Source organism: Tritonibacter sp. SIMBA_163 (assembly GCF_046535935.1).
In the GTDB taxonomy this organism is placed as follows: Bacteria; Pseudomonadota; Alphaproteobacteria; order Rhodobacterales; family Rhodobacteraceae; genus Epibacterium; species Epibacterium scottomollicae.
The window spans coordinates 1-267 of sequence record NZ_JAWJBP010000539.1 but is presented as its reverse complement, the minus strand read 5'-3'; the positions used below and the strand labels follow the sequence as shown (position 1 = coordinate 267).

The following is a 267-nucleotide window of genomic DNA, read 5'->3' as shown; positions in this document are numbered from 1 at the left end:
GCTCGATCCTCGAAATGAAGGACGAAGACCTCGATTTCGCGGTCAATCTCAACGTCAAGGCGATGATCCGCACCATCCGCGCCGTGCTGCCGGGCATGCTGGAACGCAAGGACGGCGCCATCGTCAACATGGCCTCGGTCGCTTCCAGCGTGAAGGGCGTGCCGAACCGCTTTGCCTATGGCGTCACCAAGGCCGCAGTTATCGGCCTGACGAAGGCCGTCGCCGCCGATTATGTTGCCAAGGGCATCCGCTGCAACGCCATTTGCC

Annotated in this window: 1 protein-coding gene; it reads left to right on the top strand. The window is 61.8% G+C overall.

Annotation, left to right across the window (positions count from 1 at the left end; all coding sequences use genetic code 11):
- On the top strand, positions 1 to 267 hold a 267-nt coding region (locus R0J92_RS23440; RefSeq protein ID WP_411053444.1), incomplete at both ends, for an SDR family NAD(P)-dependent oxidoreductase.